General features: G+C 63.2%; 6 protein-coding genes. All 6 read left to right on the top strand.

From position 1 onward, the window contains the following. Positions 1 to 280 precede the first annotated feature (280 nt). The 6 genes from adk (at position 281) to PG892_RS21090 (ending at position 6,233) form a co-directional block, all read left to right on the top strand. Positions 281 to 925 carry an adenylate kinase gene (gene adk, locus PG892_RS21065; protein WP_010674422.1) on the top strand — a complete coding sequence of 215 codons (645 nt, stop codon included), beginning with the start codon at positions 281 to 283 and terminating at the stop codon, positions 923 to 925. Between the two features lie 119 nt (positions 926 to 1,044). Beyond that, a complete protein-coding gene (gene hemH, locus PG892_RS21070; RefSeq protein WP_042017278.1) occupies positions 1,045 to 2,019 on the top strand; it encodes a ferrochelatase in 975 nt (324 codons plus the stop codon). 64 nt (positions 2,020 to 2,083) lie between these two features. Beyond that, positions 2,084 to 2,476 (top strand): MAPEG family protein, encoded by a 393-nt coding sequence (locus PG892_RS21075; protein ID WP_010674424.1) that lies wholly within the window; start codon positions 2,084 to 2,086, stop codon positions 2,474 to 2,476. A 175-nt stretch (positions 2,477 to 2,651) separates the two neighbouring features. Continuing rightward, the gene (locus tag PG892_RS21080) at positions 2,652 to 3,956 is read left to right on the top strand and encodes an inosine/guanosine kinase (RefSeq protein ID WP_010674425.1); all 1,305 of its coding nucleotides are present in this window, start codon (positions 2,652 to 2,654) and stop codon (positions 3,954 to 3,956) included. Positions 3,957 to 4,118: 162 nt separating this feature from the next. After that, complete coding sequence (locus PG892_RS21085) at positions 4,119 to 5,747, top strand: methyl-accepting chemotaxis protein (protein ID WP_223915558.1); 1,629 nt, start codon at positions 4,119 to 4,121, stop codon at positions 5,745 to 5,747. A gap of 123 nt (positions 5,748 to 5,870) precedes the next feature. Further along, positions 5,871 to 6,233 carry a DUF2750 domain-containing protein gene (locus PG892_RS21090; protein WP_010674427.1) on the top strand — a complete coding sequence of 121 codons (363 nt, stop codon included), beginning with the start codon at positions 5,871 to 5,873 and terminating at the stop codon, positions 6,231 to 6,233. Positions 6,234 to 6,473 lie beyond the last annotated feature (240 nt).

The following is a 6,473-nucleotide window of genomic DNA, read 5'->3' on the forward strand; positions in this document are numbered from 1 at the left end:
GGGCGGGAAGTGAATGTACCACGTTGCTTGCATGAGGCGCTGGGGCGCCCCATGCAACACGTAATTGGGACATAGCCTTTTTTTTGGCCGTTCCCCTCTGGTGCGCTGCTGCATTTTCAATCATTTTTCGTGGTCGTCGTCTGCGTCTTTGGTCGCAGAGACTTGGCGGGAGTGTGGTGATAATCTGGCCACTCACACGGGGCGAGCTTGTTAATACGGGCGAAAACGTGTAGTTTTTTGCCTTCTCAAGAATTGAATAACCAATCAACTAGGAGCGTGTATGCGCATTGTTCTGTTGGGAGCTCCGGGCGCCGGCAAGGGTACCCAGGCTCAGTTCATCATGGAAAAACACGGTATTCCGCAGATCTCCACCGGCGACATGCTGCGTGCGGCGATCAAGGCGGGTACCGAGCTGGGCCTCAAGGCCAAAGCCGTGATGGACGCAGGTCAGCTCGTCTCCGACGACATCATCATCGGCCTGGTCAAAGAACGCATCGCGCAACCGGATTGCGCCAACGGCTTCCTGCTGGACGGCTTCCCCCGCACCATTCCCCAGGCGCAAGCCATGAAGGATGCCGGTGTGACCGTGGACTTCGTGCTGGAGTTCGACGTGCCGGACGAAGAGATCGTCAAGCGCATGAGCGGCCGCCGCGTGCACTCCGGCTCCGGCCGTACCTACCACGTGGTGTTCAACCCGCCGAAAGTGGAAGGCAAGGATGACGTGACCGGCGAGGATCTGGTGATCCGTGCCGACGACGAAGAGACCACAGTGCGCAAGCGTCTGGATGTCTACCATCAGCAGACCGCGCCGCTCATCGGTTTCTACGGCAAAGAAGCGGAAGCGGGTAACACCCGTTACGTCAAGATCGACGGCACCCAGCCGGTGGATCTGGTCAGCCAGCAACTGGCCGCCATTCTCGGTTAAGCCATTCAGGGCCGGCAGGACGCAGCCGTTCGCCGGCTGGCTACGAGAGTGAGAAAAGGGTCCATACCGGGCCCTTTCTTGCATTCCATTCCCACGACACAGAACGACAGGATGCTAACGTGACCACGAAAACCGGGATCTTGCTGGTCAATCTGGGTACCCCGGCCGCGCCGACCACGGCGGCGGTCAAGGCGTTTCTCAGCCAGTTTCTGCACGATCAGCGGGTCGTCGACCTGCCGCGCTACCTCTGGTGCCCCCTGCTTCATTTCATCATCCTGCCGACCCGCTCCCCCAAGGTGGCCAAGCTCTATCAGCAGGTGTGGACCGAGCAGGGCTCCCCCCTGATGGTCATCAGCCAGCAGCAGCGCGCGGCCCTGGAGCACGAGCTCAAGAGGGAAGGGGTCGAGGTGCCGGTGGCGCTCGCCATGACCTATGGCGCCCCGTCGCTGGCCGATGGCTGGCAGGCCCTCAAGGCCCAGGGGGTCAACCGGGTGATCCTGCTGCCGCTCTATCCCCAGTATTCGGTCAGCACCACCGCCTCGGTGTTCGACGCCTGGGCCAGGGCGATGAAAACCGAGCGCAATCTGCCGGTGGTGCGGCTCATCCGCGATTACCATGCCCACCCGGAGTACATCCAGGCGCTGGCCATGAGCGTGCGTCGCCACTGGGAGCAGCACGGCCAGGGGGAGCATCTGCTGATGTCCTTCCACGGCATTCCCGAGCGCTACGAGCGGGAAGGGGATCCCTATGGTCATCAGTGCAGGCGCACCGCCGCCCTGCTGGCGGAGGCGCTGGGGCTGGCCCCGGAGCAGTGGACCGCGAGCTTCCAGTCCCGCTTTGGCAAGGAGGAGTGGCTCAAGCCCTACACGGACCTGACCGTGGGCGAATTGCCCTCTCGCGGCGTCAAGCGGCTGGATGTCATCTGCCCGGCCTTTTCGGCGGATTGCCTCGAGACCCTGGAGGAGATCCAGGTGCAGAACCGGGAGATCTTCATGGCCGCCGGTGGCGAGCAGTTTGAATACATCCCGGCCCTCAACAGCGATCAGGCCCATATCCGCATGATGGTTTCCCTCATCTGTCGCGAGCTGGCATGATGGCCGTTCTCATCCGGTGCCCGACGTGGCGGACGTTCGGATTCAACGATAAAGGAGTGTCCTGATGATGCATATCACGCTGATTTACGCCGGCCTGCTCGGGCTCTTGTTCCTGCTGCTCTCCTTCTGGGTGGTCAAGCGCCGCGCCCAGTTCAGGGTGATGATAGGGGAGGGGGAAGCCCCCGAGATGCTGGCCGCGATCCGCGCCCACGGCAACTTTGCCGAGTACGTGCCCCTCACCCTGCTGCTGATGGCACTGTGCGAACTGGCGGGGGTCGGGGCGCTCTGGCTGCACCTGGGCGGTGTGCTGCTGCTGGTGGGGCGCATCCTGCATGCCATCGGCATCCAGATCCCCAGGGCTCCCAACATGCCGCGCCTCTTCGGCACCCTCTTCTTCTGGCTGTCGCTGGGAATTTTCTCGGTGCTGGCCCTGGTGCAGGGGCTCTCGGCAAGCTGAATGTCATCCCGCAACACCACCCCGCCACGGGGTGGTTTTTTGTGGTAGCCAAGTCAAACGTTTTCCTCGTAAACCCTTGTCTATACTGACCTCAAAATTCAATCGTGCGACTTTTCGGCGTGGTGGATTGTGTTAAAATCCCGCCCCTCTTTTCCCCAGAGCACAGAAGATTGCCATGAAATTTCCCGGTCAGCGCAAGTCCAAACACTACTTCCCGGTCGACAGACGTGATCCCCTGATCCCGCAGAATTCCCAGCTCACCGAACTGGGCAAGGCCTATGTAGTGGGCATCGATCAGACTCTGGTGGATATCGAAGCCCATGTGGACGAAGACTTCCTGAACCGGTACGGCCTGAGCAAGGGCCACTCCATGCTCATCTCCGACGAGGTGGCGGAGCTGGTCTACGACGAGCTCAAGGCCAACAACATGGTGGTGAGCGAATTTGCCGGCGGCACCATCGGCAACACCATGCACAACTATTCCGTGCTGGCGGACTCCCACTCCATCCTGCTTGGCGTCATGAGCCAGGACATCCGCATCGGCAGCTATGCCTACCGCTATCTGTGCAACACCTCCTCCCGGGTCAACCTCGACTACCTGCAGCCGGTGGACGGCCCGGTCGGGCGCTGCTTCACCTTCATCACCGAAGGGGGAGAGCGCAGCTTTGGCATCAACGCCGGCAAGATGGATCACCTGGATGTGGACCACATCCCCGAGACCATCATCAAGGAGGCCTCGGCCCTGGTGATCACCGCCTACCTGGTGCGCGGCGCCGACGGCACCCCCATGAAGGAGGCCGCCATGGCCGCGGTGCGCTATGCCCGTGAGGCCGGGGTGCCCGTGGTGCTGACCCTGGGCACCCGCTTCGTCATCGACGAGAATCCCCAGTGGTGGCGCGATTTCATCAGCGAGAACGTGACCGTGCTCGCCATGAACGAGGACGAGGCGGAGGCCCTGACCGGGATAAAGGATCCCCTCGGCGCGGCCGACAAGGCGCTGGACTGGGCGGACATGGTGCTCTGCACCGCCGGCCCCATCGGCCTCTACATGGCGAGCTACACCGACGAGGACTACAAGCGCGAGACCACCCACACCCTGCTGCCCGGCGTCATCCCCGAATTCAACATGTACGAGTTCAGCCGCCCCATGGCCCGGGACAAGTGCCGCAAGCCTGCGCGTATCTACTCCCACATCTCCCCCTACATGGGCGGCCCGGAGAAGATAAAGAACACCAACGGGGCAGGGGACGGGGCGCTGTCCGCCGTGCTGCACGACATGGTGGCGAACGCCTATCACCGCATGAACGTGCCGAACTCCGCCAAGCATCTCTCGGAATTCCTGACCTACTCCTCTCTGGCCCAGGTGTGCAAGTACGCCAACCGGGTGAGCTACGAGGTGCTGGCCCAGAGCAGCCCGCGCCTCTCCCGCGGGTTGCCGGAGAAGGAAGACAGCCTGGAAGAGGTGTACTGGGAGCGGTGATACCTCTTCCTGTCGACCACGAGAAAGGGTGCCACTGGGCACCCTTTCTTGTTTTTGGGGCTGGATCATGTTTTTGGCATCGCTTTTGCTGACATCGTGGACAGCCCGCGTCGCGGCGGCATACCTTGTGTTAAGGATATGTAGCTGCTGCGGGGCGAGGGTATGTTGAGACAATGGAGTATCGGTCGGCGTCTGTCGCTGGTGACCCTGATGGTGCTGGCGCTGCTGGGACTGCTGCTGTTCTTCTGCCTGCAGATCTATCAGCAGGGGCTGATGGGGGAGAAGAGCCGCCAGACCCAGGCTCAGGTAGAGACCGCCTTCAGCCTGGTGGCGGGGCTGGAAGCCAGGGTACGCAAGGGGGAGCTGGACGAGGCGAGCGCCAAGGCCGAGGCGCTGGCGCTGATCAAGGGGTTGCGTTACGGCAACGATGACTACTTCTGGATCAACGACAGCCACCCCACCATGGTGATGCACCCCATGAAACCCGAGCTGGACGGCAAGGATCTCTCCGGGGTGGAGGACAAGCAGGGGCTCAGGCTGTTCGTCGCCTTCGCCGATCTGGCGCGGGCCCAGGGCGCGGGGGAGGTGGCCTACTACTGGCCCAAGCCGGGGGTTGACGAGCCGGTACGCAAGATCTCCTACATCAAGCGCTTCGCCCCCTGGGACTGGATCATCGGTACCGGCGTCTATGTGGACGACGTCGAGGCCCAGTACCGGGAGGTGCTGCACACCCTGCTGGGGATAGGGCTGGTGCTGGCCCTCCTGCTGTTTGCCGTGGTCGGCCTCATTGTGCGCAGCATCGTCGTGCCCCTCTCCCGCTCGGTCTCGGCCCTTGGCAACATCGCCAGGGGGGAGGGGGATCTGCGGGTACGTCTGCCGGAGTCTGGGCGTGACGAGCTGAGCCAGCTCAGCATCAACTTCAACCTCTTCGCCAGCCAGATGGCGCAGCTGGTGGCCCGCAGCCAGCAGATAGCGGATCAGAACCGGGTGCATGCCCACCAGCTGGCCGAGGTGGTGGAGCGTACCGGCGCCATCGTCACCGGCCAGGAGCAGGATACCCTGCGGGTGGCCAGCGCCATGGAGCAGATGACGGTGAGCAGCCGCGAAGTGGGCCAGCACGCGGCCCAGGCCGCCGACGCGGCGGATTCGGCCCTCAATCTGGCCCAGCATGGCCGCGAGGTGGTGGTCCAGACCCGGGAGTCCATCAGCCAGTTGGCGGACGAGATGGTGGAGACGGTACAGGCGGTGAGCCGCCTCGAGCAGGAGACTCAGCAGATTGGCTCCGTGCTCGACGTCATTCGCGGGGTGGCGGAGCAGACCAACCTGCTGGCCCTCAACGCCGCCATTGAAGCGGCACGGGCCGGGGAGCAGGGGCGCGGCTTTGCGGTGGTCGCCGATGAGGTGCGTACCCTGGCGACCCGCACCCACAGCTCCACCGACGAGATCCGGCAGATGATCCAGCGGCTGCAGGAGGGGGCCGGCAAGGTGGTCAGCGGTATCAGCCAGTTGCAGCAGCTCTCCCGCGCGACGGCGGACAGGGCCGGCGATGCGGATGTCGCCATCAATGCCATCGATGGATCCGTCCACACCATTACTGCCATGAATGGGCAGATTGCCACGGCGGCGGCGGAGCAGAGCCGGGCGGCGGAGGAGATCAACCAGCGGCTGGTGGCCATCACCCAACTGGCGGCGGATGCCCTGGCCCAGAACCGGCTGACCGAGCAGGCATCCGGGCAACTGGCGCTGGCCTGCGACGAGCTGGGGGCCCTGGTGGCGAAATATCGCATCTGACGGCCTTTATCCCCGCTTTTTCGGGATAAGGCTTGAGTCTGGGGGGCTTTTGGGACACCATCTGCCCCATTCTCGGCCAGCCCTGGCCGACAGCCTGCCATTGCTTTGCAAGAGAGAGACCCCATGAGCAAACTAACTGACAATCTTGACGCCAATTTCCAGCTGTTCATCGAAGAAGTCCGCGAGTCGGGTCAGGTGTGGGGTCTGCGCTACGGTGAAGACTGGGTGGTGTGCCGCTCCGCCGAGTTCGAAGATGCGGACGTGATGCCGCTCTGGTCCGCCGAAGGGGATGCCCGCCTGCACTGCGTGGACGAGTGGGCGGATTACGAGCCGGAAGTGATCGAGCTCGAAGAGTTCCTGGACATCTGGATCAACGATCTGGACGAGGACGACGTGCTGGTCGGCCCGAACTGGAACGCCGATCTGGAAGGCCAGGAACTCGAGCCCATCGAGCTGGCCAAGGCGCTGGTGGAACTGGACGCCTGAGTCTGCCGTCCTGCCGGATTGTGATGAACCGGCCCCCTTCGGGGGGCCGGTTTTTTTATGGCCGCCATGGGCCATGAAAAGGCGATTGGCCTTTGCACCCGTCCCGGGGATGGGTCATCATCAACCCTTTGCCGATCGGGAGGTGCCATGTTTGTCTTTGACGTGACCACGAAGGCGGGGGCGCAGGGGAGGATCCAGGTGCAGGCGCTGGACTGGAGCCAGAGCGGCCCGGTGAGCTTT

The organism is Aeromonas sp. QDB68 (assembly GCF_027707405.1).
Classification (GTDB): Bacteria; Pseudomonadota; Gammaproteobacteria; order Enterobacterales; family Aeromonadaceae; genus Aeromonas; species Aeromonas caviae.